The sequence below is a fragment of the Mannheimia bovis genome (assembly GCF_014541205.1).
In the GTDB taxonomy this organism is placed as follows: domain Bacteria; phylum Pseudomonadota; class Gammaproteobacteria; order Enterobacterales; family Pasteurellaceae; genus Mannheimia; species Mannheimia bovis.
Window position 1 is genome coordinate 556,062 of sequence record NZ_CP061280.1, and the last position, 24,141, is coordinate 580,202.

Sequence of the window (24,141 nt, forward strand, 5' to 3'; positions counted from 1 at the left end):
TAAAGTGCCTTTATATTATCAATATTGGGTAATTTAGTGATGTTTTAAGAATTGTATTGCAAAATCCAACGCATATTCATAGCCTTTTATACCCAAGCCACAAATAACGCCTTTTGCTATATCACTTAGATAGGAGTGATGGCGGAAAGGTTCGCGACTATGTACATTAGAAAGATGTACTTCAATAAACGGAATGGAAACTGAGAGTAACGCATCACGAATTGCCACACTGGTGTGAGTGAACGCTCCGGGGTTAATAATAATAAAATCGGTGTTTTGAAAAGCTTGATGAATACGGTTGATGATTGGTTCTTCGCCATTTGCTTGGAAGCAATCTAGTTCTACCCCTTGCGATGAGGCTAAAGTTTTCAGATGGTTTTCAATATCCGCTAACGTTTGTGAACCGTAAATTTCAGGCTCACGCTTGCCAAGCATATTCAGGTTTGGACCGTTTAATAGTAAGATTTTTTTCATTACCTACTCCACACTTAATTCGTAGTTTAACCATTCACGATTTTCGGTTGCTCCTAAACGTTGATAGAAACGAATACTTCCCTCGTTCCAAGGGGCAACTGTCCATTTGATTATTGTGCAGCGATGTGCTTTTGCCTCCGCTTTTAAGGCTTCCATTAATGCTTCGCCCACTTTTTGATTACGAGCCGTTTCATCAACATACAACTCTTTCATATAAATAGCAGGACGATTTTGAGCGGTATAAGGCAGGAAGTAATAGACTAATATTCCTACAATCTTGCCTTCATTTTCTGCCACTAAACAGTAGAAATCAGGCGGATTTTTTCGAAAGCCAGATTCAACTACAACCTCAGGTGTAATTGCAAATGAATCGATATAATGCTCAAACTCAGCCAGTTTTTGCATTAGAGGGAAAACTTGATCGGTATCTTGTTCCGCCATTTTTCGGACGATTATTGCCATATATTTCCTTACAAGCGGTAAAAAAATCCCTCACTTTTGCAAAGTGAGGGAAAAATGATTACTCTTCGATAGAGCGTAGTAAGTCGTTTAAACCCACTTTGCTAAGTGTTTTCTCATCTACTTTTTTCACGATAACTGCACAGTATAAGTTATGTGAACCGTCTTTCGATGGAAGTGAGCCTGAAACCACTACTGAGCCTGCCGGTACGCGACCGTAATGCACTTCGCCGGTTTCACGGTCGTAGATTTTGGTAGATTGACCGATAAATACGCCCATTGAAATCACGCAGTTATCTTCCACAATTACACCTTCCACGATTTCAGAACGTGCACCCACGAAGCAGTTATCGCCGATGATCGTTGGGTTTGCTTGTAACGGCTCTAACACGCCGCCGATGCCCACGCCACCTGATAAGTGCACGTTTTTACCGATTTGTGCACAAGAACCCACTGTTACCCAAGTATCCACCATTGTACCTTCGCCAACGTATGCACCGATGTTTACGAAAGATGGCATTAACACCACGTTTTTCTCAATGTGTGAACCTTTACGCACCACTGCACCCGGCACAGCACGAATGCCGTCTGCTTTGAATTGCTCTTCAGTGTAGTTACCGTATTTGGTTGGCACTTTATCGTAGAATTTGGTTTCTGCACCATCAATGATTTGGTTGTCTGCGATACGGAATGAAAGTAATACCGCTTTTTTCACCCACTGATTTACCACCCATTCGCCATCTACTTTTTCAGCGACACGTAAAGAACCGTTATCTAAGCCTTCGATAACTTGTTCGATAGCAGCTTTGGTTTCTGCATCTACTGTTTTAGGGGTAATATCCGCACGGCGTTCAAATGCAGCTTCAATAATTGCTTGTAAAGACATTGTTGTGTTCCTTAATAAGTTAAAAAATTTAAAGGGAATTCGGCACACTTTTTAACATAGAAAGGGGTTTATTTCCACAAGAAAAAAACGAAATAAACAAAAAAGACGGGTTTTAAAATGTGAATAAGATCACAAAAATGAATATTTCTATTTGCAAGCGGTCATTTTTTCCGTTAGATTTGCAAGAGTTAAAAAAACACTTAGGGTGTTACGTTAATTCGGCAAGCCTAAGCAAGATAAAGTATTGATTCTAATATTTTATCTTGCTTAGGCTTTTTTTATTGCCTCAAAATTTGAAAAGTAAGAGGAAACGATTATGGCTAAAGATTTCAGCAAACTCGCCCAAAGTATTCTCCAATTAGTTGGTAGCGAGCAAAATATCCACTCGTTAACGCATTGTGCAACCCGTTTACGTTTTGTACTGAAAAATGCTCTGAAAGCTGATAAAGACACGCTGAACCAAACAGCAGGCGTGATTAGTGTCGTTGAAAGTGGCGGACAATTCCAAATTGTAATTGGCAATAATGTGCCGAAAGTTTATACAGAAATAATGAAAATAGCGAAGATTGAGAGTAGTAATGAAGCTGATGTAGAGAAACCTTCATTACTCAATCAAGTGATAGATTTTATTTCAGGCTCGTTTAGCCCATTAATGGGGGTGTTAGTTGCCACTGGGTTGTTTAAGGGACTAGTCTCAATTTTGGTATTAAGTGGTGTACTTACACCGCAAACAGGTACACATACCGTATTCAATGCGATTGGTGATGGTTTTTTCTATTTCCTACCAATAGTGCTGGCATTCACGGCTGCGAATAAACTCTCAACTAATCCTTATCTGGCAGTAGCCATTGCTGCAATGTTGCTTCACCCAACAATGATTGCATCTACCAGCGACGGTAAAGCAATGGATTTTCTAGGGTTTAGCTTGCTACAGATGAATTATATTTATAGCGTGATGCCGATCTTAATTGCGGTGTTTGTGCAATCTTATGTGTTGCGTTGGTTTGAAAATATCTTCCACGAATCGATCCGCAATTTCTTAGCACCATTTTTTACTTTGCTCGTTGTTGTACCGATTACGTTGTTAATTATTGGACCATTTGGTGTCGGGCTTGGCGATACATTAGTTGCAGGTATTAATTGGCTTTATGAGAGCAGTGCCTTACTAACAGGTTTAGTATTAGGAGCGATTTGGCAGGTTATGGTCATTTTTGGTATCCATTGGAGCATTACACCGGTTATTCTAAATAACCTTGCTGCGGGGCAAGACATTATTCTACCGATTATCGGTGGAGCAACCGTTTTAGGGCAGACTGGAGCAGTAATAGGGGTATTCTTTAAAACTCGCCAAGCAGCCTTAAAAAGTATAGCAGGCTCTGCATCTATTGGTGGTTTATTTGGTATTACTGAACCAATTATCTACGGTGTAAACTTACGTTTTAAAAAGCCATTTATTTTTGGGTGTATTGCAGGAGCGGTTGGCGGTGCAATTATTGCTGTTGGAGGAGCAAAAGCCTTTACGTTTAGTTTTGGTGGCTTGTTAGGTTTTCCTGCAATTATTGGTGAGGGCAGTAATATATGGGCGTATGTACTGGGTATGCTGAGTGCTTTTGTCATCGGTTTTGTGCTGACTTATCTGTTTGGCTATAAAGATCCAGAAACTCAAGAGCAAGCGGTCGAAAAAACAGAGAAATTTACAAATGTTGAATTGCAAAAATTTAGTTTAATCAGTCCGCTTGCAGGAGAAGTCCATAAACTCAGTACCATTTTAGATCCAATGTTTGCTTCTGAGGCGTTAGGTAAAGGTGTCGCTATTTTGCCGAGTATTGGTGAACTGCGTTCGCCTGTGAAGGGAACAGTAAGTTCCGTATTTGCGACCAAACACGCTATCAATATTGTGTCTGATGAAGGAATGGAAATTTTAATTCATATTGGTATTGATACCGTAAGACTAGGTGGCGAATATTTTGAGGTATTCGTGAAAGAAAATGATCATATTGAGGCAGGGCAGTTATTAAGCCGTTTTGATATAGAGAAAATTTCAGCAGCCGGTTACTCGTTGATGACGCCGATTATTATCGCTAATAGTGATGATTATTTAGATGTTATCGCCTCAAGCAATAGTCAAATTCGGCACGGGGAACAATTAATAAAAGTTGTTGAGCATAACGCTTAGTACAAGCGGTTAAAAAACCAGAAAATTTTACCAATAGGAGCAATATATGAGTAATTTAAAACCCTTCCCGGCAGATTTTTTATGGGGTGGAGCAACTGCTGCTAATCAGATTGAAGGCGGTTTTGATAAAGGTGGAAAAGGTTTATCTAGTGCGGATATGGTCGCATATGTGCCAAAACACGAGCGAGGAGCAAATAGTGCTTCCATTGAAATTTCATCACAACGTATTGAAGATATTCTGTCAGGCAAGTTTCAAGCTCGTTTCCCAAAACGAGACGGCATTGATTTTTATCATACCTATAAAGAAGATATTGCATTGCTGGCTGAAATGGGTTTGAAAATGTTCCGCATTTCTATTCATTGGGCTAGAATTTTCCCAAATGGGTATTATGAACAGCCTAACGAAGATGGTTTAGCATTCTATGATCGTGTATTTGATGAATTGCTTAAACACGGCATTCAACCAATGGTTACGCTCTGCCATTATGAAATTCCTCTGGGGCTTGTGCAAAAATATAACGGCTTCTTAGCTCGTGAAACAATCGGACATTTTGTTCGATACGCTGAAACTGTGTTTAAACGCTATAAAGACAAAGTGAAATATTGGCTTACATTTAATGAAATTAATATGGTAACAATGCACAGCCCATATACAGGAGCTGGTGTGGTATTAGACCGTATTCCAGAAAGTGAACACGAAAATGCAAAATATCAAGCATTGCACCATCAATTTATTGCAAGCTCACTTGCAACTAAAGCATTACACGAGATCATTCCTGATGGGAAGATGGGGTGTATGCTTGCACGAATGTTGCACTATGCGTTAACCGCAGATCCGATAGATCAACGTCTGGCACAATGGGGTAATCAACAGAATCTGTTCTATACCGATGTTCACGTACGTGGTGAATATCCGAAATATATGCTACGCCACTGGGCAGAAAATAATGTAAATATTCAAAAAGAAGCGGGAGATGATGCGATTTTGAAGCAATATCCTGTTGATTTTATTTCGTTTAGTTACTATATGTCGGTATGCGTAACTCAGCACGATGATAAAGCAGAAAAAGTAGGCGGTAACCTAATTGAAGGCGTGAAAAATCCTTATTTACAAGCCTCTGATTGGGGGTGGCAAATCGATCCTATCGGTTTGCGTTTAACCCTCAATGAAATGTATGACCGCTATCAAAAACCCTTATTTATCGTTGAAAATGGCTTAGGTGCTTATGATAAAGTTGAAAACGGAAAAATCCACGATAGCTACCGTATTAACTACCTCAAAGCTCATATTGAACAAATGCAAGAAGCCATTACTGACGGTGTGGAGTTATGGGGTTACTTAGAATGGGGAGCGATTGACTTAGTCAGTATGTCTACCTCTGAAATGTCAAAACGTTATGGCTTTATTTATGTGGATATTGATGATGATGGCAATGGATCCCGTCAGCGTATCCGCAAAGATTCCTTCTTCTGGTATCAAAAAGTGATCGCTACGAATGGAGCAGATCTTGGTTAATTTATAATTAATACAAGCGGTTGTTTTTCGTAAAATTTCTACAGCCGCTTGTATGAGGTTTTTCTATGCTGAAAATAACTAAAATCTTCAATAATAATGCTATTCAAGCTGAAAACGAATTTCAGGCAGAAATGGTTATATTGGGTAAAGGCGTTGCTTTTAGTAAAAAAGTCGGCGATTTAGTTAATGAAGATCTTATAGAAAAAACGTTTAGTTTAAATAAAAGCCTCTTTGCTACACGCTTAACCGAAATTTTAAATGAAATCCCCCAAGAATATTTCCAACTTGTGAACCATATTGTGAATGTAGCTCATCAGCAGTTAGGCACAACACTTTCGAATAGTATTTTTGTCAGTTTACCGGATCATATTTTTCACGCCGTTGAACGAGCAAAACAACAACGAGCTATTCCAAATGATTTACTGTTTGAAATTCAACGTCTATATAAACAGGAATTTGCCATTGGCTTATATGCTTTAGAACAGATTGAAAAATGCTTTAATGTTAAAATGACAGAAGATGAAGCAGGGTTTATTGCATTACACATTTTTAATGCCCGCACTGATGGCTCAACAATGACAGATACCTACCGAGCTACTCAAGTTATTAAAGATATTTTGAATATAGTCGGTTACCATTTCAATTTAAAACTTAATGAACAAAGCTATGATTACGCTCGTTTTTTAACCCATTTACAGCATTTCGCACAGCGATTTTTTGTTAATTCTACACCTACATCAGGTGATGATTTTCTCTATCAACAAACCAAGATTGCTTACCCGAAAGCCTATCAATGTGTGGAAAAGATCAACAAATATTTAACCACGCATTATCAAAAATCACTTAATGAAGATGAACAACTCTATTTGATGATTCATATTCAACGCGTGATTTCACATCAAATAACCAGCAGATAATACGAATTTCGTTTATAATTTGCTTTATTTTCAATACAAGCGGTCATTTTTGTGGAAAATTTTACCAAAATTCTAACCGGAAAAACGCGTGAGCATTTGGTTACTTTGCCTAATCCACTTTCGGATAAACACGCTCTTCAGCCCGAAGTGGTTGAGGCATTTTTAGCATTACAGCAAGCGGCAAAGGCTGCGGGCTTTAATCTACAGCCTGCCAGCACATTCCGTGATTTTGAGCGACAAAAGCTAATCTGGAATGCAAAGTTCAACGGCGAGCGTAAAGTGCACGATGATAATGGTACAGCCATTGAGATGAGCAAGCTCTCTGATTTGGAAAAATGTAAAGCAATGCTACGTTGGTCTGCCGTACCCGGTTCAAGCCGCCATCATTGGGGAACAGAAATTGATATTTTTGACCCGGATTTATTACCGGAAAACACGCCATTATTGCTTGAACCTTGGGAATATTTAGCTAGTGGTTATTTTGCCGAATTGACAACTTGGTTGCATATCAATGCGGAAAAGTTTGGCTTTTATTTCCCTTTTGACGGTACACATTGCCGAGTAGGATTCGAGCCTTGGCACATCAGCTACCGCCCGATTTCAGCAGACTATGAAAAATTATTCACCGATGAAATGTTAAAATCCGCTTGGCAAGGCGAAGATGTTGCGGGCAAAGAATGTTTACTTGCCCATTTTGATGAATTATTAAAATGATCCAATTAATTAACGAAACCGATAATCACGAAAAATTCCAACAAATTTGCGACAAATGGCAGCTTGTTCATCAAGCCGATAGCCCATTAGCCCTTGTTTTAACTGCGGAGCGTTTGGAATTACGCAAGTTAGACGAGCCTAAACTCGGGGCGATAGTGGTGAATTTTGTGGACGGCACTATGGCTCATCGCCGTAAATTTGGTGGTGGAAGAGGTGAGGCGGTTGCTAAAGCTGTCGGTATTAAAGGCGACTATTTACCCACAGTGATTGATGCCACCGCAGGTTTAGGGCGAGATGCGTTCGTATTGACTGCTGTGGGCTGCAAGGTGTTGTTGGTTGAACGAAATCCGATAGTTGCCGCCTTATTGGAAGATGGATTGAATCGAGCCTATCAAGATCCGGAAATCGGCGATTTTATGCAAGAACGAATGATTTTGGCGGATGTTCGTAACATATCGCAGCTAGATCCAACTATTCATAAGGCAGATGTGGTCTATTTAGATCCGATGTATCCGCACAAACAAAAAAGTGCATTAGTGAAAAAAGAGATGCGGGTGTTTCAGCATTTAGTCGGGGCGGATTTAGATTCCGATGATTTTTTCCTGCCGGCAAAGGCGTTGGCGAAAAAACGGGTAGTGGTAAAACGCCCCGATTATGCCCCTTTTTTAGCGGATCAAAAACCGGATTTTTCTCACACGACAAAAAATCATCGTTTTGATATTTATCTTTCCCATCGAAAAAGTGAGTAATAAGTATCTTTTTGCTATTTTTACAAAACTTTAAATACAGAAAACGGTATATAAGATAGGCAAGCGGTGACTTTTACAGTAAAATTTACAAATTAGTTTATTTTTTCATTTATGGAAGGCGGTGATTGTGCCACAACGTGATTATGTTGCTCGTTCGAACGAGAAAAAAAGTAAAAAAACACAAAAAGAAAGTGCATTAAAAAAGGTCTTAATTCTGATTATTGGTTTGATTTTAGGTTGTGGGATTGCTTTATGGCTTTTAAAAGCAAATGCACCGGCTCCAACTGTAACGAATGCAACACCACCTGTTCAACAACAGCCGAAAAGTCAATTGCCAAGCCGACCAGAAGAAAGTTGGAGTTATATTCGTGATTTAGAAACTCGTACTGTGATTACCGATAACAGTCAGACTTCACAAGAACGTTTAGCACAATTAACTGCTCAGCAAAAGCAACAAATTGAAGAAAGACGCAAACAGGAAGAAACCCGTTTAGCAGAGCAAGCACCGCAAAATTCAACTACAGAGACAGTAGCAACAACTGAAGAAATGCCATTAACAGAAGAAGAGTTGGCAGCGAAAAAAGCGGAAGAGGAAGCCTTAGCTAAGCAGAAAGCCGAAGAGAAACGTAAGCAAGATGAGCTAAAAAAACAGCAAGCTAAGTTAGCAGAAGAAAAAGCGAAAAAAGAGCAACAGGCTAAAATTGTGGCAAGTGCAGCAACGCCAGCAGATAAAGCAGCAAATCAAGCAGGTAAATTTGGCTTACAATGCGGGGCGTTTAAAAATAAAGCTCAAGCAGAAAATATGCAAGCACGTCTTGCAATGGCAGGATTTAATGCTCGAATTGCCAGCAGTGCAGATTGGAATCGTGTTTTTGTAGGTCCAATTGGAGACAGAGCTGCTACTTCAAGAGCACAGTCAAACGCTCGTAGTGTAGCGGAATGTGTGATTGTAGCGATGTAAATGTTGAAGAAAGAAGAGAGAGCAAAGATGCTCTCTCTTTTTTATATCCCTATCGCATATTTCAATGCCTGTTTTTTTAGTGGTGCTGCTTTTTCGGCAATCACCAACCCTAAATTACGCACAATTTTTAGTGGTAGAAGTTCGGTTTTGAAGGTTTTATAAAAGACGTCCATACCCGTTTGCATTAATAAATTATCCGGCTTACGTTTTTGCTCGTAACGTTTTAATACTTCCTCACTCGCAAAATTTTCACCTTTTTTGACCGCTTGTTCCACCACTTCAAGTAGTGCTTTTACATCTTTAAAGCCTAAATTTACGCCTTGCCCTGCGAGCGGATTAATGGTGTGAGCTGCATCACCTACTAACACCACGCCATTTTTTACATAATGTTGAGCGTGCTGGCGAGTCAGCGGAAATGCACCTGACGCCTGCACGTTAATCTTGCCTAATTCTTCTGTTAAACGAGCAGGGAAATGTTGCTCAATGGCAACTGTTAGTTTTTCTGTAGGAAGATTTTTTAGCTCCGCAATGCGTTGTGGTGAATCGTACCAAACAATGCAGCCGCTGTTGCCTGAAAGGGGTAAAAAAGCACGAGGACCTGTTGCATAAAATTGTTGCCAAGTGGCTGATGGAGCGATTTTCTCTGTCTTAATTGTTGCCAGCAAACAATGTTGTCGATATTGCCAGCTGGTTAAGCCAATACCAGCCCATTGGCGGGCTTGAGAATTTGCCCCGTCTGCGGCAATGATGATTGGGGCAGAAAAAGTTTGGCTATCGACTTGAATTTTCCAGCGGTTTTCCTCTCTTTTTGCAAAAATTTGCTCAAATCCGACCGCTTGCACACAATTTGGAAATTGTTTTAACTGCTCCCATAACGCAATTTGGATTAGGTTGTTTTCTACCATATCGCCCAGTTTTGCCAGCCCTAATTCAGCGGCGGAAAATACGGTGTTAAAGCCCTCTATTTCCCAGGTTTCAAGTTGGGTATAAGGGCAAGTTCTCATTGAGACAATTTGCTCCCACACGCCTAATTTTTCCAATAACTGAATTGACCCCATACTGATGGCAGAAATGCGTAGATCGTAAGCGGAATTAGCCTCAAAAGTCGGGAGCGGATTTTTCTCCAGCACGGCTAATTTAAATCCTTGTTTGGCTAATCCCAATGCAGTTGCTGCCCCAATCATACCACCACCAACAACAATCATATCTAATTCAGTATTCATTTTCTTTCCTCATTAAATAAGCCCATATACCGCTGAAACGCCTTGAATTGTATTGCATTTCAGATTAGGATAAAACCGATTTATTCGTTTATTCAAAGGAGCATTTTATGTCTTGCAAAACTCACGCAAACCACGAGCACGAACACGGTGAAGGTTGTGGTCATACTGCAATTAAACACAACGACCATATCGACTATTTACACGATGGGCATTTACACCATAAACACGGCGATCACTATGATGAACACGTTTTAGAAGTAAATGAAACCAACCCGGCAGAATGCAATGCTGTTCATTGTTGTGGCGACCACGTTCACGGCGAAGGTTGTGGACACGAAGCTGTACCACACGGCGATCATATTGACTATATTGTAGATGGTCGTTTACATCATCAGCACGGTGATCATTGTGATGATCACGGACCGGTTGAGATTGTGAAATAAGGTTATTTTATGGGAGGTTTTGACCTCCCATAAACTATTTTTGCGATCTCGCTCGAAAATTTGAATATTTGTTCTACCCTCTTTTTCTCTTTCCTTCTATTCTCTCGTCATTGATTTCTTATTTCTCAACATAATGACATTAGCCATAGTTTACAGCCGAGCCTCCATTGGTGTGGAAGCTCCATTAGTTACGATTGAAGTTCATATCAGCAACGGTCAGCCAAGACTAACTATTGTCGGCTTGCCGGAAGCTACCGTGAAAGAGGCTGGCGATCGTGTACGAAGTGCGTTAATTAACGCTAATTTTATCTATCCACCCCAACGGATTACGATTAACCTTGCTCCGGCTGATTTACCCAAAGAAGGTGGGCGATTTGACTTACCGATTGCCATAGGCATTTTAGCTGCTTCAGGGCAGATTGATGCGGATTTATTAAAGCAGTTTGAATTTTTAGGCGAGTTGGCACTCACAGGGCATTTGCGAGGTGTGCACGGAGCAATTCCTGCCGTGATTTCAGCCGAAAAATCGAAACGCCAAATGATATTGGCTCAGCAAAATGCGAATGAAGCGGCTTTGGTTTCAAATGCCACAACTTATTTTGCGAAGTCGTTGCTTGATGTGGTGAATATGCTAAATAAGCGAGACAAACTGCCTATTTGCCAACAAGTTTTGCAAAATTCAGCCGAAAATCGACCGCTTGTCAGCCGAGATCTTACTGATATTATTGGGCAACAGCACGCGAAGCGAGCCTTAACCATTGCCGCAGCAGGGCAACACAATTTGCTTTTTCTTGGTCCGCCCGGCACAGGGAAAACAATGCTTGCCAGCCGTTTGGCTGACTTATTGCCTGAAATGTCTGATGAAGAAGCAATCGAAACTGCCTCCGTAACCAGCCTTGTACAGAATGAACTGAATTTTCAGAACTGGAAACAACGCCCATTTCGTTCTCCCCATCATAGTGCGTCAATGGTGGCGTTAGTTGGCGGTGGCTCAATCCCAAAACCAGGTGAAATTTCCTTAGCCCATAACGGCGTGCTTTTCTTAGACGAACTACCTGAATTTGAGCGAAAAGTGTTAGACGCACTCCGCCAGCCATTAGAGGCAGGCGAAATTATTATTTCCAGAGCGAATGCCAAAGTGCAATTTCCTGCCCGTTTTCAGTTAATTGCAGCAATGAACCCAAGCCCGACAGGGCATTATCAAGGCACGCATAATCGCACTTCACCCCAGCAAGTAATGCGATATTTAAATCGTTTGTCAGGTCCGTTTTTAGACCGATTTGATCTCTCTATTGAAGTGCCGCTTTTACCGCAAGGGGCATTACAAAGTAGCTCGGAAAATCGGGGTGAAACCACAGAACAAGTTCGCAAGCGGGTGTTTTTTGCCCGAAAAATGCAATTTGAACGAGCAGGCAAAATTAACGCACAACTTACCACACGAGAAATTGAGCGAGATTGTAACCTATCCGCACAAGATGCGTTATTTCTGGAGAATGCCTTAACCAAATTAGGTTTGTCAGTTCGGGCTTACCACCGCATTTTAAAGGTTGCTCGCACTATTGCAGATTTAGCCGGAGAGAAGGAGATTAAGCAAATTCATTTAGCCGAAGCCTTAGGTTATCGGGCAATGGATAGGTTGTTGCAACGATTGCAGGGGGAGAGTTAGATTTGTTGAGTGGAGATGAACGCAAGCAATTTCTTCACAAAATCCTCCGAATTCCCCCTATGTGCATTATGCCCTGTGTTTGAAATAATCTGCACAGGCAGTTGGTGTTGCTCTGCCATCTGGCGGAATTTGTTATCCTTTTCCCCGATGAAAAAGAGAATGTTTTTATTCGTTTGTTTTAATTGTTCTGCATAATTAGGCTGTTTGGCAAGGCTGGTGGCTTCAAGCATTTGAGCAATTTGCTCTCCTTGATTATGCTTTCTACTATCAATATAACGTTCTCTTTCCATATTGCTTAAATCGGCAAATACAGGTTGTTGATACCAATCTTCCAGCACCTTTTCAATTGGTTCGTGGCGAAAACGGTTCGCCCATTGGCAATCATTTTGCAGGCGTGCTTGGCGTTCAGTTGTTGATGCAAGCCCGATATTCGCCCCTTCTAATATCGTAGCCAGTAGATTGGGATTATGGATATTCAGTACATAATCAAGAGCAGTCCGCCCACCTAGCGAGTAACCCACTAAATAGAATGGCTGTGAGTCAATTACCTTTTCTAAAGTGGTATGGAGTTGCATTCGTAGTTCAGCAAAATCGGTACAGGTAATGTGTTCACTGTGTCCGTGAAATGGAAGGTCGATAGTAAGCGGTCGAATTTTGGGAAAATGTTGCAAATGTTGAAGAACGCTTTGCCAGTCTTGTTGTGAGCCGAGTAGCCCGTGTAAGAAAACAACAGGAGTACCTTGTTTAGCGTGCCATTGATATGAGAGCATTGATTAAATCTATAAATAAAAGCACCAGCATAGGCTGGTGCTATCGTTGTAACTAGGCAATTTCTGCCTGTGAAATTTGTTTCAGCAATGATTTGTACATATTGCTGCCGTCGTGTTCGTTTACTTTGATTTCCACAATGGTAACACCTTTACGAGCATAGGCGTGTTTGAGTTTGGTTTTCAAATCTGCCCAAGTAAACGGGCGGATATACTCAAGCCCGAACATTGTTGCGACTTGAGCAAATTCAAAGTTATGAGCGAGGCGGTAGTATTGATCTTTCGCTTTACTATCAACAGGCAACATATCAAACAATGCACCACCACTGTTATTCACCACGAATAAAATGGTCGGTTGGGTAATTTTAGTTAATAAGGCGATAGAGTTTAAGTCGTGCAGAGCAGAAATATCGCCCACCACGCCTACGGTTGGGCGGTCGCTACCTTTCGCAATACCTGCCATTGTCGCAATTAAACCATCGATGCCACTTGCTCCTCGATTAGTATAAACAGGGTAGCCTTCAGGTAATTTGCATAACGCATCAACTAAACGAACAAATAAACTATTACCGATGAATAAGTTGCCATTAATTGCTAAAACATCTTGAATATTGTGTGCAAGTGATGCCTCACTTAAACTTCCACCTACTTGCTGCTCAATAAAGGTTGCACAGAATTGCGAAAGAGCTAACGGCTCAAGTAACCACGGCTTTTGGCGAAGTGGCGGATGAACACGCAAGAAGTGATGAGCTTTCGCCACAAAACGGGTTTGATGATGTGCATTCGGATTAATGTAATCTTGCGATTCATCAACCAACCAAAATTCACCTTGATAAGCTTTTAAGAACTCATTTACACGCTTACTTACAATTTGCGTACCGAATTGGATAACGATATCCGCTTGTAATAAGCGTTGTTTCACCGTTTCATTTGAAAGCCAAATGTCCGCAAACGGTAGGCTTGCTTCAATGCAAGATTGTACATCGCTTAATAAACACCAGCCCATTGTTTCAGCCCAGTTTTTTAAGCCTGTGCCTTGTTCTGGTGGTAATTTACCGACCACAATTACGCCACGTTTGGTTCGCCAGTAATCCCAATTTTCGTGCATCGACACTTCACTTTGAATGGTTTGTTGGTCAATCCATTTGGTTTGTGAATTATTCAACCAACCTTGAATTGGGCGTAACCACGGTGTATTGAGAATTTCGTTAATATCAGACTCATAAAGTGGCTCTTCAAAAGGGGCATTAATGTGCAATACACCGCCTTGTTGAGCTTGAGTTGTGCAAGCCTGTTCAATAGTTGAAACCAGCCAACTCGCATTATAAGCCTCATTTGCTTTTGGTAAGTTTACGCTCGCAACAGGATAATTAGCAAAAATGCCTTGTTGAGCAATTGCTTGGTTTGCTCCACAACCAATCAATTCAGTTGGGCGATCAGCAGAAAGAATAATCAGTTTTTGATGAGTAAGGCTTGCCTCAATCACTGAAGGATAAAGATTAGCAACCGCTGTGCCTGAGGTAACAATTACCGCAACAGGGCTATTGGTTGCTTTAGCAACCCCTAACGCATAAAAGCCCAAACCTCGCTCATCAAAGTGGGTGTGGCACTCTGCATATTGGGTTTGTTGAAGTTGCACCGCTTCAAGGGTTAATGGGGTGGAACGAGAACCCGGTGCGATACAAAAATGCTTTACGCCATAACGCATTAACGCACTTAAAATCACTTTTGCCCAAGTGCGGTTAAAAGAACTTACACTCATATTCTTCTCTACTTATTAATAAATTCGATAAATAGCCCAAATTGTAGCAAAAAGTTAAATTATTTTGGTAAGTTTTTAGCAAAATAGTGAATTTTTAATAAAATTACCGCCCAATGCCGATTAATAGCATTGGGCGGTAAAAGAATTTGTAAAAAATTTACAAAAAACGACCGCTTGTATTAATTAATTCCAATCCAATTCGGCAACGCTAATGAAATTGCCGGAATGTAGGTAATTAAGATTAGGAATGTCAGTAATAGTAATAACCACGGCATTGCCGCTCTGACTACATCTGCAAGAGGCATTTTCGATACCGCAGAGGCAACGAACAAGTTCAAGCCGATTGGTGGTGTAATCAAGCCAATTTCCATATTTACCACCATAATGATACCAAGGTGGATTGGGTCAATACCGAGTTGTACTGCAATTGGGAATAAAATTGGTGCAAGAATTAAGATAATCGCAGAAGGCTCCATAAATGCACCTGCAATTAATAGCACAATATTTACGACCAATAAGAATGTCCACGGTTGTAAGTTCCATTCCACTACAGTGGCGGTAATTAACTGTGGAATTTGCTCGGTAGTCAGAACGTGAGCGAATAACATCGCATTGGCGATGATAAACATCAACATTACGCTTAATTTTGCAGATTCTAGCAATACTTTCGGGCAATCACGCAGTTTTACATCTTTATAGATAAATACCGCAACAAACCACGAATAAACTGCTGCGACCGCTGCCGCTTCGGTTGGGGTAAAGATGCCACTGTAAATACCGCCTAAAATAATCACCATCAACAGTAAGCCCCAAATCGCTTTACGGGCGGCGGTAAACCACTCTTTTACTGTCGCACGAGGCTGGGCAGGTAGGTTTTTAATGCGAGCAACAATATAGATAGCAATCATTAATGCCACACCAAGCATCAGACCCGGTACAACCCCTGCCATAAATAATTTACCTACGGAAGTTTCGGTTGAAGCTGCATACACAACCATTACGACTGATGGCGGAATTAAGATACCAAGCGTACCTGCGTTACAGATAATCCCTGTACCAAAGCCTACCGGGTAGCCTGAACGCACCATTCCGGCAATTGCAATTGAGCCTACTGCCGCCACTGTTGCAGGGCTTGAGCCTGAAAGAGCCGCAAATAGCATACAAGAAAGTACCGCCGCAATAGCTAAACCACCACGAATATGACCTACGGTTGCATTTGCAAAGTCAATTAGGCGTTTTGCTACCCCGCCTGTGGTCATAAATGCACCGGCAAGCAAGAAGAACGGGATTGCAAGCAGTGTATAATGTTCTGAGGTTTCAAACAGTTTGATTGCTAATGAACTTACGGAATCTTGGCTGAAGAACATAATGGTAACTGCACCCGCCAAACCGAGTGAGATCGCAATGGGTACACCAAGAAACATTAAGATAAATAACAAGCTAAATAGCACTAAAATTGTCATTATTCTTCTCCTTGTGCGAGTTTCATTGCGTCTTCACTTTCATCTGCTAAGCCAAGACCAACTTGTTTGCCTTGTAAAATACGCACTAAAATTTCAATAAAACGGATACCGATTAAGGCAAAACCAACAGGCATAATTAAACCTACGTGCCACTGTTTAAGGTGGAATTGGTGTAAATCTTCTGCACCAATGTCAGCAACATACATTGCTGAAATCCACTCATAACTGGCTGAACCAATTAAAATCGCATAGGCTAAACAAGCACCAATAGCGATAATACCTACAATTTTTTGCCCGTGTCGTGATAGTTTTTTTACTAACACATCAACACCGATATGCCCTGCGGTACGCACCCCATAAGATGCACCAAAGAAAATCAACCAACCAAAGCAAGCCTTAGTCAAAGCCACACTCCAAGTCATTTCTTGAGCGGCTTCCATAATCCACTCGCCGAGTGGTTCGGCAAAACCTGCAGTAAATGGTACAGCTTCGGCTAAATCAAAAAAAACGTTATAAAGGTTGTTAAACATCACATAAGCGAAGGTAACAAGCGTCATTACCATCAACAAAATAGCGATAAAACACTCCTCAAAACGCTCCCAGAACCATTTTAAAGAAGACATTTTTTACTCCGAAAATAGGATAATCCTAAAATAGAAAACCGAGAGGGCTAATTGCGTGCCAACAAGCGGTCAGATTTATTTAATTTTTTGCAAAATGTAGATCGTTTTGGGCGGACACTGTTATGTCCGCCCTGATAATTGAATAATTATTGGAATTACTGTTTGTTGGATGCTTCAGCCGCTTTGATTAAGTCTGCACCGATAGCTTCTTCAAACTGTTTCCACACAGGACGCATAGCTTCACGCCATTTTTCACGTTGCTCATTAGTTAAAGTGATGATTTGTGAAGCACCTGAATCTACAATTTTCTTCTTATCGCTTTGGTTGAGATCATGAGATTGTTTGTTCACTTCAACCGATACTTCATCTAAGATTTTGGTTAGCTCAACACGCACATCTTCAGGAATTTTGTTCCAGAATTCGGTGTTCACGATAACCATATAAGATAATAAGCCGTGATTAGATTCAGTAATGAATTTTTGTACTTCGTGAATTTTTTGTGAGTAGATGTTTGAATACGGGTTTTCCGCACCGTTTACAACGCCTGTTTGTAAACCTTGATACATCTCGCCGAATGCCATTTTACGCGGTACAGCTTTTAATGCTTTGAACTGTGCATCTAACACTTCTGAAGCCTGTACACGGAATTTCAAACCACGAGCATCTTTCGGCTCACGTAACTCTTTGTTCGCAGAAAGTTGTTTTAAATCGTTGTTCCAGTAAGATAAACCTGTAATACCTTTGTCTTCCATTGATTTTAACAATGATTGACCTGCTTCAGATTGCTCAAAACGTTCAACCGCTTTGATGTCATCAAACAAGAACGGTAAATCGAAAATTTGAATTTTTGGTGTATATTTATCAAATTTTGCCAGTGATGGAGCAAGCATTTGTACGTTATTTAACAATAATGCTTCCATCTCTTTACCGTCTGCATAAAGTGATGAGTTTGGATAGACTTCCACTTTCACTTTGCCGTTCAAACGCTCGTCCACTAATTTTTGGAACATTAACGCACCCTGACCTTTCGGGGTTTCATTTGCTACAACGTGTGAGAATTTGATGACGATTGGATCGTTAGCAAAAGCTGATACAGAAAATGCAGCGGTTACTGCTAATGCTGCAGCAAGTTTCTTGAATGGTTTTAACATAATTCACTCCAAATAGTTAGTGTTTGCAAAAATTGTTCATAATTTGCCTGATTTTTTAGAAAAGTAAACAACAATTTTTTAAAAATATGACATATATCTCAATTTTTTTACATTATTTTTACTTTTGAAGTGGAGTGAAGTGCTTTTAAGAGAGGTAAGGCTGGTTTAAACCAGCCTTGCTATTAATTTCTTGTACCTAATTGGAAGATAACCACTTCAGCTTGGCAACTAAACTTAAAATTTGCATTAAGTTCAAAACCACCTTGTACCGGGTAGATTTCACTCTCAATTTCACAAGGTTCGGATTCAACATCGTGAGCTTTTTGAGTAAATCTTTCCAGTGCAGCTTGAGCTTCAGCTTCTGTTTCATAAGTGCGTTTAATGTTTGCAACCGTTTCGCTGTTATCTAAAATTGAGCCGACGTCAAAGGTGTTGCAGCCTTCACATTCAATGGGTTTATCGTTTTTCATTGGCTAATCCTCATAATTGATAAATAATATCGCTACTTTAAAACTAAATAAGAGCAGGTGCAATCTTCAATCGCCTAGAATTTGATTTAGATAGAATTTTACTCACTTAGGCTTGTTCAGCCCTAAAGGTTTTGCAAATTTTGGAGGAAAAATGACCGCTTTTATTAAATCAAACCAATGAAAATCTTTTTTAATCTGTGAAGCTGATCACGGTTTCTCTTAGTTAAATTCGTTATGCTTTAACTAACGTATTAACATAGCAAGAGGGACATTCTATGAAACGTAGTCTATTAAATGCTTTTGTATGTGCTGTAATGCTCGGGGTGAATATGAGCTATGCTCAATCTGAACCTAGAGTTGGCGTTACGATTTATAAATATGATGACAACTTTATGATGTTGATGCGTAAAGCGATGAATAAGGAGATAGAAAATTTCCGTCATCTGAAATGGTTTATGAACGATGCTCAAAATTCACAAGTGAAGCAATTAAATCAAGTCGAAGTTTTACTCAATCATAAAGTGAATGTATTGGCGGTAAATATTGTCCACCCTAACGAATCAAAAACCATTGTGGAAAAAGCGAAAGCGAATAATGTACCGATTGTATTTTTTAATCGAGATCCGAGTAAACAGGCAATGGAAAGTTATGAAAAGGCTTATTTTGTCAGTAGTAACCCGCAAGAAGCAGGCGAAATACAAGGACAACTCATTGCAAAAGCGTGGAGAGCTAACCCTCACTTTGATTTAAATAGAGATGGAAAATTGCAGTTTGTATTGCTAAAAGGCGAATTGAGCGAAGTGAGTACTTTGCGTTCTCAAGCCGTTATTGATGAGCTTAATCGTCAAGGCATTGCAACAGAAGAAGTTTATAGCGACACAGCAATGTGGCGTTCCGCCATTGCTCGCAATAAAATGAACGAGTGGTTAGTCGCAAAACGTGCCAATGAGATTGAAGTAGTCATTTCAAATAATGATGAAATGGCAATAGGGGCATTAGATGCGTTAAATGCTCACGAGAAAAAACTGCCTCTCTTCGGTATTGATGCCCTGCCGGAAGCTCTAGCTTTAATTAAATCAGGGCAGATGAGCGGTACGGTGTTAAACGATAGTGTCGAACAAGGAAAAGTCGTGGTACAACTTGCCGCGAATTTAGCACAAGGTAAGCCGGCTACACAGGGCACAGAGTGGGAAAATAGCCCATCTAAAACCATTTATATTCCACATATTGGCGTAAATAAAGAAAATTTGGAGCAGTTTTTAAAATAATTGCAAAAATTTTAATAAAAGCGACCGCTTGTAATCTACAAACAACATTGCAAGCGGTCATTTTTTCGTAAAAATTTACTATCTCTTGATAGAGTAAATATTCAAAACGCTGCCATAGAATTAAAAAATCCTCCACTTTGTCTTAATTCTGTGAGAATGATCACGGATTGTTTTACAAAAATGGGTTATTCTTCTCACCAAGTTGCTTATGGTAAGCAATGAATATGTCAGGATAAACATATCAAAAGAGGTGATTTCTATGAAGAAAGCAGTATTAAGTGCAGTGGCAATGGCAGTAGCATTAGGTGCGACTATCAGTACAGCACAAGCTGAAAATCGTATTGGTGTAACTATTTATAAATATGACGATAACTTTATGGCATTAATGCGTAAAGAGATTGAAAAAGAAGGTCAAGCTCAAAAAGTTCAGTTATTAATGAACGACTCGCAAAACACCCAATCTATTCAAAACGACCAAGTTGATGTATTGCTTTCTAAAGGCGTTAAAGCATTAGCAATCAACTTAGTTGACCCATCAGCGTATAAAACTATTATCCAAAAAGCGAAAGGCGAAGATGTACCTGTTGTGTTCTTTAACAAAGACCCGGGTGCAGCGGCAATTGATAGCTATCCGAAAGCATACTATGTGGGTACAGATCCGAAAGAATCTGGCTTAATCCAAGGTGATTTGATTGCCAAACAGTGGAAAGCAAACCCAGCGTTAGACTTAAACAAAGACGGTAAAATCCAATTTGCGTTATTAAAAGGCGAACCGGGGCATCCGGATGCGGAAGCTCGTACCAAATATGTTGTTGAGGGCTTAAAAGAAAAAGGCATTGAAAGTGAGCAAATCTTTATGGATGCGGCGTTATGGGACGCAGCTCAAGCGAAAGATAAAGTAGATGCGTGGTTATCAAGCGGTAAAGCGAAAGACATTGAAGTGATCATCTCTAACAATGATGGTATGGCGTTAGGTGCATTAGAAGCAACCAAAGCACACGGTAAGAAATTACCAATCTTCGGTGTTGATGCGTTACCTGAAGTACTTCAATTAATCAGCAAAGGTGAAATTGCAGGTACAGTATTAAATGACGGCGTAAACCAAGGTAAAGCGGTTGTTCAACTTTCTGCAAACTTAGCAGATGGTAAAGATGCAGTTGCAGGTACACAATGGAAATTGGAAAACCGCGTAGTGCGTATTCCTTACGTTGGTGTTGATAAAGACAACTTATCCGAATTTTTAAAATAATTAGCACTTTATGGCACGAGTGATGATACTCGTGCCTTTTTTTCGAGTTTTCGATATAACAGGGTGAGATATGACAGGCGAAGTACTACTCACAATGACGAACTTTAGCAAGTCGTTTCCGGGTGTGAAAGCGTTAGACCGAGCTAACTTAACGGTAAAATCCCATAGTGTTCACGCCTTAATGGGTGAAAATGGGGCAGGGAAATCAACCTTGCTAAAATGTCTCTTTGGGATCTATGCCAAAGATGAAGGCGAGATTCTTTTTCTCGGTAAACCGGTGAATTTTAAAACCTCAAAAGAGGCTTTAGAAAACGGGATTTCAATGGTTCACCAAGAGTTGAACCTGGTAAAACAAGTAACCGTAATGGATAACCTATGGCTAGGACGTTATCCGTTAAAAGGTCCTTTTGTGGATCACGATAAAATGTATCGCGATACTAAAGCGATTTTTGATGAATTAGATATTGATGTTGATCCGCGTGATAAAGTAGCAAAATTATCTGTTTCACAAATGCAGATGATCGAGATTGCTAAAGCATTCTCTTATGATGCCAAAATTGTGATTATGGACGAGCCAACCTCATCGCTTTCAGAAAAAGAAGTAGAACACTTATTTAAAATTATCCAAAAACTGAAAGACAGAGGCTGTGGCATTATCTATATTTCTCACAAAATGGACGAAATTTTTAAAATTTGTGATGAAATTACCATTTTGCGAGACGGTAAATGGGTAAACACTGTTGCGATTAAAGATACCTCAATGGATCAAGTGGTTTCAATGATGGTAGGACGTGAGCTAACTCAACGTTTCCCGGAAAAAACCAATCTACCAAAAGAAGTAATTCTTGAAGTAGAGAACTTAACGGCAAAAAATCAACCTTCTATCCAAGATGTTAGCTTCAGCTTACGCAGAGGGGAAATTTTAGGTATCGCAGGTTTAGTTGGGGCAAAACGGACTGATATTGTTGAAACTATTTTCGGTGTGCGAGATAAAGCAAGCGGTAAAATTACCTTAAACGGCAAAGAAATTAATAACCGCAATGCCTTTGATGCCATTAATAACGGCTTTGCTCTCGTAACAGAAGAACGTCGCTCAACGGGGATTTATGCAAACCTAAGTATTGAGTTTAACTCATTGATTTCAAATATGAAGTCTTATCTAGGAAAATTTGGTTTGCTGAGCAATAAAAAAATGAAAAGCGACACCCAATGGGTAATTGATTCGATGAATGTAAAAACCCCATCGCATCAAACGCATATTGGCTCACTTTCCGGCGGTAACCAACAAAAAGTGATTATCGGGCGTTGGCTCTTAACCCAACCTGAAATTCTGATGCTTGATGAACCAACCCGCGGTATTGATATCGGGGCAAAATTTGAAATTTATCAGCTGATTTTAGAGTTAGCCAATAAAGATAAAGGGATTATTATGATCTCGTCAGAAATGCCTGAATTACTAGGGGTAACAGACCGAATTTTAGTGATGAGTAACGGTAAAGTGGCGGGCATTGTTGAAACTGCCAACACCTCGCAAGAAGAAATCTTGCAACTCGCAGCAAAATATTTATAGACAAGGAGTGAAGTATGTCTGCTTTACAACAAAATAGAACACTCGATTTTTTTAAACAAAATGCGATTTACTTTGTATTATTGATCTTACTTATTGTGATTATTGTGCAAGACCCAAGTTTCTTGAGCTTGCGTAACTTCAGTAACATTTTATCGCAATCTTCTGTGCGTCTTATCATTGCACTAGGTGTTGCAGGCTTGATTGTAACACAGGGTACAGACTTATCCGCCGGTCGCCAAGTTGGCTTAGCGGCGGTAATCTCAGCCACCTTGTTACAATCAATGGAAAATATGAACAAAGTTTTCCCGAACTTATCCGAAATTCCAATTCCTGTTGTAGTTTTAACGGTTTGTGTGATTGGTGGACTTATCGGCTTATTTAATGGTTTTGTGGTAGCTTATCTCAACGTAACACCGTTTATTGCCACAATGGGGACGATGATTATTGTTTATGGGATTAACTCGCTTTACTACGATGCCGTAGGCTCATCGCCAATTGCTGGTTTTAGCGATGACTTCTCAAGTTTTGCACAAGGTTTCTTCCGCTTTGGCGACTTTAGACTCTCCTACATCACTATTTATGCCGTAATTGCTACTATTATTATGTGGACGTTATGGAATAAAACCCGATTCGGTAAAAACGTATTTGCGATTGGTGGAAACCCGGAAGCCGCACGCGTTTCAGGCGTAAACGTACCGCTTAACTTAATGGGTATTTATATGATTTCCGGTATCTTCTATGCATTCGGTGGTATGTTGGAAGCAGGTCGTATCGGTAGTGCAACCAACAACTTAGGCTTTATGTATGAAATGGATGCAATCGCAGCTTGCGTAGTAGGTGGCGTATCATTTGCAGGCGGTGTGGGTACAATCATCGGCGTAGTAACCGGGGTGCTTATTTTCACTGTTATCAACTACGGCTTAACCTACATAGGGGTAAACCCTTACTGGCAATACATTATCAAAGGTGGCATCATCATCTTAGCTGTTGCGATTGACTCACTCAAATACGCGAAGAAAAAATAATTTATATTGATTGAAGAAGTACAGGGGCAAAGGAATTTGCCCCTTATTTTTTTATGCAAGCGGTTATATTTGAGGAAAAATTTGCAAATACTTTTCGGCTGGATTAAAGTGCTAGACAGGCTTGTTTGAAAACATAGGAGAGATATATGGTTAAGCAAACTAAGTTAGGGCAGTTGGCATTTTTATCGCTTGCGTTTTTTTCGGTTTCAACATTGGCTGCTCATCACGAAATCAGAATGCTCGATAACAATGCAGAAGGCGGTATGGTATTTGAACCGGGTTATTTGAAAGCAGAAGTGGGCGATACAATAACTTTTATCCCAACCGATAAAGGGCATTGGGTGGAAAGCCGTGCGATTCCGGAAGGGGCGGAAAAATTTCTCTCTAAAGAAGATGAAAAATTTACTCTTACGCTTACCCACGAGGGTGTCTATGTTTACTATTGCCCGCCACACCGCACAATGAATATGAGCGGAATTATCCAAGTAGGTAAGCCTGTAAACCGTGAAGCGGCACAAAAAGAAGTCGAAAAAATCGAAAAACGCACCAAAGAAAATTCAGGGCGTTTGTTTGATTACTTCGATCAAATACAGTAACAAAATTCCCTCA

The 24,141-nt window shown here is 40.2% G+C and carries 23 protein-coding genes; 13 read left to right on the plus strand and 10 right to left on the minus strand.

Features of this window, described 5'->3' with window-relative positions:
- Positions 1 to 33: 33 nt before the first annotated feature.
- Genes aroQ through dapD form a run of 3 tightly spaced genes read right to left on the minus strand, consistent with a single transcriptional unit; the run spans position 34 to position 1,819 of the window.
- Positions 34 to 474 (minus strand): type II 3-dehydroquinate dehydratase, encoded by a 441-nt coding sequence (aroQ, locus tag ICJ55_RS02870; protein WP_025236899.1) that lies wholly within the window; start codon positions 472 to 474, stop codon positions 34 to 36.
- A 3-nt stretch (positions 475 to 477) separates the two neighbouring features.
- Positions 478 to 936, minus strand: coding sequence for a GNAT family N-acetyltransferase (locus ICJ55_RS02875; RefSeq protein ID WP_188157239.1), 459 nt, complete (start codon positions 934 to 936; stop codon positions 478 to 480).
- Positions 937 to 994: 58 nt separating this feature from the next.
- Entirely contained in the window at positions 995 to 1,819 is an 825-nt protein-coding gene (dapD, locus tag ICJ55_RS02880) for a 2,3,4,5-tetrahydropyridine-2,6-dicarboxylate N-succinyltransferase (RefSeq protein WP_188157240.1), read from the minus strand.
- Positions 1,820 to 2,135: 316 nt separating this feature from the next.
- On the opposite strand from dapD, the gene ICJ55_RS02885 reads away from it, so the two are divergent.
- The 6 genes from ICJ55_RS02885 to ftsN all read left to right on the plus strand — a co-directional run bounded on the left by ICJ55_RS02885 (position 2,136) and on the right by ftsN (position 8,852).
- Entirely contained in the window at positions 2,136 to 3,995 is a 1,860-nt protein-coding gene (locus ICJ55_RS02885) for a beta-glucoside-specific PTS transporter subunit IIABC (protein ID WP_188157241.1), read from the plus strand.
- Between the two features lie 46 nt (positions 3,996 to 4,041).
- On the plus strand, positions 4,042 to 5,511 hold the full coding sequence (locus ICJ55_RS02890; protein WP_188157242.1) for a glycoside hydrolase family 1 protein: 1,470 nt from the start codon (positions 4,042 to 4,044) through the stop codon (positions 5,509 to 5,511).
- A 65-nt stretch (positions 5,512 to 5,576) separates the two neighbouring features.
- A complete protein-coding gene (gene licT / locus ICJ55_RS02895; RefSeq protein WP_188157243.1) occupies positions 5,577 to 6,428 on the plus strand; it encodes a BglG family transcription antiterminator LicT in 852 nt (283 codons plus the stop codon).
- Between the two features lie 51 nt (positions 6,429 to 6,479).
- Positions 6,480 to 7,142 carry a M15 family metallopeptidase gene (locus ICJ55_RS02900; RefSeq protein WP_188157244.1) on the plus strand — a complete coding sequence of 221 codons (663 nt, stop codon included), beginning with the start codon at positions 6,480 to 6,482 and terminating at the stop codon, positions 7,140 to 7,142.
- Positions 7,139 to 7,891, plus strand: a complete 753-nt coding sequence (locus ICJ55_RS02905; protein WP_188157245.1) for a class I SAM-dependent methyltransferase — start codon at positions 7,139 to 7,141, stop codon at positions 7,889 to 7,891. The genes ICJ55_RS02900 and ICJ55_RS02905 overlap by 4 nt, the downstream gene beginning before the upstream one ends.
- A 127-nt stretch (positions 7,892 to 8,018) precedes the next feature.
- Entirely contained in the window at positions 8,019 to 8,852 is an 834-nt protein-coding gene (ftsN, locus tag ICJ55_RS02910; RefSeq protein WP_188157246.1) for a cell division protein FtsN, read from the plus strand.
- A 41-nt stretch (positions 8,853 to 8,893) separates the two neighbouring features.
- Here ftsN and ICJ55_RS02915 read toward each other — a convergent pair whose 3' ends face one another.
- Positions 8,894 to 10,075: an FAD-dependent oxidoreductase gene (locus ICJ55_RS02915; RefSeq protein WP_188157247.1), complete on the minus strand. Its 1,182-nt coding sequence runs from the start codon at positions 10,073 to 10,075 to the stop codon at positions 8,894 to 8,896.
- A 107-nt stretch (positions 10,076 to 10,182) separates the two neighbouring features.
- Here ICJ55_RS02915 and ICJ55_RS02920 point away from each other — a divergent pair, with 107 nt between their 5' ends.
- Both ICJ55_RS02920 and ICJ55_RS02925 read left to right on the plus strand, forming a co-directional pair.
- Positions 10,183 to 10,518, plus strand: coding sequence for a hypothetical protein (locus tag ICJ55_RS02920; RefSeq protein WP_188157248.1), 336 nt, complete (start codon positions 10,183 to 10,185; stop codon positions 10,516 to 10,518).
- 133 nt (positions 10,519 to 10,651) lie between these two features.
- Positions 10,652 to 12,184, plus strand: coding sequence for a YifB family Mg chelatase-like AAA ATPase (locus ICJ55_RS02925; protein ID WP_188157249.1), 1,533 nt, complete (start codon positions 10,652 to 10,654; stop codon positions 12,182 to 12,184).
- Here the strand turns inward: ICJ55_RS02925 and menH are convergent.
- From menH to ICJ55_RS02955, 6 genes are all read right to left on the minus strand, one after another.
- Positions 12,181 to 12,954: a 2-succinyl-6-hydroxy-2,4-cyclohexadiene-1-carboxylate synthase gene (menH, locus tag ICJ55_RS02930; RefSeq protein WP_188157250.1), complete on the minus strand. Its 774-nt coding sequence runs from the start codon at positions 12,952 to 12,954 to the stop codon at positions 12,181 to 12,183. The two genes, ICJ55_RS02925 and menH, sit on opposite strands and share 4 nt — an antisense overlap.
- Before the next feature lie 52 nt (positions 12,955 to 13,006).
- Entirely contained in the window at positions 13,007 to 14,713 is a 1,707-nt protein-coding gene (gene menD, locus ICJ55_RS02935) for a 2-succinyl-5-enolpyruvyl-6-hydroxy-3-cyclohexene-1-carboxylic-acid synthase (protein ID WP_188157251.1), read from the minus strand.
- 179 nt (positions 14,714 to 14,892) lie between these two features.
- Positions 14,893 to 16,176, minus strand: coding sequence for a C4-dicarboxylate TRAP transporter large permease protein DctM (gene dctM / locus ICJ55_RS02940; RefSeq protein WP_188157252.1), 1,284 nt, complete (start codon positions 16,174 to 16,176; stop codon positions 14,893 to 14,895).
- Entirely contained in the window at positions 16,176 to 16,799 is a 624-nt protein-coding gene (locus ICJ55_RS02945) for a TRAP transporter small permease (RefSeq protein ID WP_176672005.1), read from the minus strand. Before ICJ55_RS02945 ends, dctM begins: the two co-directional genes overlap by 1 nt.
- A gap of 155 nt (positions 16,800 to 16,954) precedes the next feature.
- Entirely contained in the window at positions 16,955 to 17,950 is a 996-nt protein-coding gene (locus ICJ55_RS02950) for a TRAP transporter substrate-binding protein (RefSeq protein WP_188157253.1), read from the minus strand.
- Positions 17,951 to 18,132: 182 nt separating this feature from the next.
- Complete coding sequence (locus ICJ55_RS02955; RefSeq protein ID WP_025236886.1) at positions 18,133 to 18,420, minus strand: YfcZ/YiiS family protein; 288 nt, start codon at positions 18,418 to 18,420, stop codon at positions 18,133 to 18,135.
- Positions 18,421 to 18,695: 275 nt separating this feature from the next.
- On the opposite strand from ICJ55_RS02955, the gene mglB (ICJ55_RS02960) reads away from it, so the two are divergent.
- The 5 genes from mglB (ICJ55_RS02960) to ICJ55_RS02980 all read left to right on the plus strand — a co-directional run bounded on the left by mglB (ICJ55_RS02960) (position 18,696) and on the right by ICJ55_RS02980 (position 24,128).
- Positions 18,696 to 19,688, plus strand: coding sequence for a galactose/glucose ABC transporter substrate-binding protein MglB (mglB, locus tag ICJ55_RS02960; protein ID WP_188157254.1), 993 nt, complete (start codon positions 18,696 to 18,698; stop codon positions 19,686 to 19,688).
- 259 nt (positions 19,689 to 19,947) lie between these two features.
- Entirely contained in the window at positions 19,948 to 20,937 is a 990-nt protein-coding gene (gene mglB, locus ICJ55_RS02965; RefSeq protein ID WP_025236884.1) for a galactose/glucose ABC transporter substrate-binding protein MglB, read from the plus strand.
- Between the two features lie 70 nt (positions 20,938 to 21,007).
- On the plus strand, positions 21,008 to 22,507 hold the full coding sequence (gene mglA, locus ICJ55_RS02970; protein ID WP_188157255.1) for a galactose/methyl galactoside ABC transporter ATP-binding protein MglA: 1,500 nt from the start codon (positions 21,008 to 21,010) through the stop codon (positions 22,505 to 22,507).
- Positions 22,508 to 22,521: 14 nt separating this feature from the next.
- Positions 22,522 to 23,532 (plus strand): galactose/methyl galactoside ABC transporter permease MglC, encoded by a 1,011-nt coding sequence (gene mglC / locus ICJ55_RS02975; RefSeq protein ID WP_178218806.1) that lies wholly within the window; start codon positions 22,522 to 22,524, stop codon positions 23,530 to 23,532.
- A 146-nt stretch (positions 23,533 to 23,678) separates the two neighbouring features.
- Positions 23,679 to 24,128 (plus strand): pseudoazurin, encoded by a 450-nt coding sequence (locus ICJ55_RS02980; protein WP_188157256.1) that lies wholly within the window; start codon positions 23,679 to 23,681, stop codon positions 24,126 to 24,128.
- Positions 24,129 to 24,141: the final 13 nt, after the last annotated feature.

Excerpts from the sequence above, each read along its gene's own strand:
- aroQ (WP_025236899.1), bottom strand. The coding sequence starts at position 474 with ATGAAAAAAATCTTACTATTAAACGGTCCAAACCTGAATATGCTTGGC.
- ICJ55_RS02875 (WP_188157239.1), bottom strand. The coding sequence starts at position 936 with ATGGCAATAATCGTCCGAAAAATGGCGGAACAAGATACCGATCAAGTT.
- dapD (WP_188157240.1), bottom strand. The coding sequence starts at position 1,819 with ATGTCTTTACAAGCAATTATTGAAGCTGCATTTGAACGCCGTGCGGAT.
- ICJ55_RS02885 (WP_188157241.1), top strand. The coding sequence starts at position 2,136 with ATGGCTAAAGATTTCAGCAAACTCGCCCAAAGTATTCTCCAATTAGTT.
- ICJ55_RS02890 (WP_188157242.1), top strand. The coding sequence starts at position 4,042 with ATGAGTAATTTAAAACCCTTCCCGGCAGATTTTTTATGGGGTGGAGCA.
- licT (WP_188157243.1), top strand. The coding sequence starts at position 5,577 with ATGCTGAAAATAACTAAAATCTTCAATAATAATGCTATTCAAGCTGAA.
- ICJ55_RS02905 (WP_188157245.1), top strand. The coding sequence starts at position 7,139 with ATGATCCAATTAATTAACGAAACCGATAATCACGAAAAATTCCAACAA.
- ICJ55_RS02915 (WP_188157247.1), bottom strand. The coding sequence starts at position 10,075 with ATGAATACTGAATTAGATATGATTGTTGTTGGTGGTGGTATGATTGGG.
- ICJ55_RS02920 (WP_188157248.1), top strand. The coding sequence starts at position 10,183 with ATGTCTTGCAAAACTCACGCAAACCACGAGCACGAACACGGTGAAGGT.
- ICJ55_RS02925 (WP_188157249.1), top strand. The coding sequence starts at position 10,652 with ATGACATTAGCCATAGTTTACAGCCGAGCCTCCATTGGTGTGGAAGCT.
- menH (WP_188157250.1), bottom strand. The coding sequence starts at position 12,954 with ATGCTCTCATATCAATGGCACGCTAAACAAGGTACTCCTGTTGTTTTC.
- menD (WP_188157251.1), bottom strand. The coding sequence starts at position 14,713 with ATGAGTGTAAGTTCTTTTAACCGCACTTGGGCAAAAGTGATTTTAAGT.
- dctM (WP_188157252.1), bottom strand. The coding sequence starts at position 16,176 with ATGACAATTTTAGTGCTATTTAGCTTGTTATTTATCTTAATGTTTCTT.
- ICJ55_RS02945 (WP_176672005.1), bottom strand. The coding sequence starts at position 16,799 with ATGTCTTCTTTAAAATGGTTCTGGGAGCGTTTTGAGGAGTGTTTTATC.
- ICJ55_RS02950 (WP_188157253.1), bottom strand. The coding sequence starts at position 17,950 with ATGTTAAAACCATTCAAGAAACTTGCTGCAGCATTAGCAGTAACCGCT.
- ICJ55_RS02955 (WP_025236886.1), bottom strand. The coding sequence starts at position 18,420 with ATGAAAAACGATAAACCCATTGAATGTGAAGGCTGCAACACCTTTGAC.
- mglB (WP_188157254.1), top strand. The coding sequence starts at position 18,696 with ATGAAACGTAGTCTATTAAATGCTTTTGTATGTGCTGTAATGCTCGGG.
- mglB (WP_025236884.1), top strand. The coding sequence starts at position 19,948 with ATGAAGAAAGCAGTATTAAGTGCAGTGGCAATGGCAGTAGCATTAGGT.
- mglA (WP_188157255.1), top strand. The coding sequence starts at position 21,008 with ATGACAGGCGAAGTACTACTCACAATGACGAACTTTAGCAAGTCGTTT.
- mglC (WP_178218806.1), top strand. The coding sequence starts at position 22,522 with ATGTCTGCTTTACAACAAAATAGAACACTCGATTTTTTTAAACAAAAT.
- ICJ55_RS02980 (WP_188157256.1), top strand. The coding sequence starts at position 23,679 with ATGGTTAAGCAAACTAAGTTAGGGCAGTTGGCATTTTTATCGCTTGCG.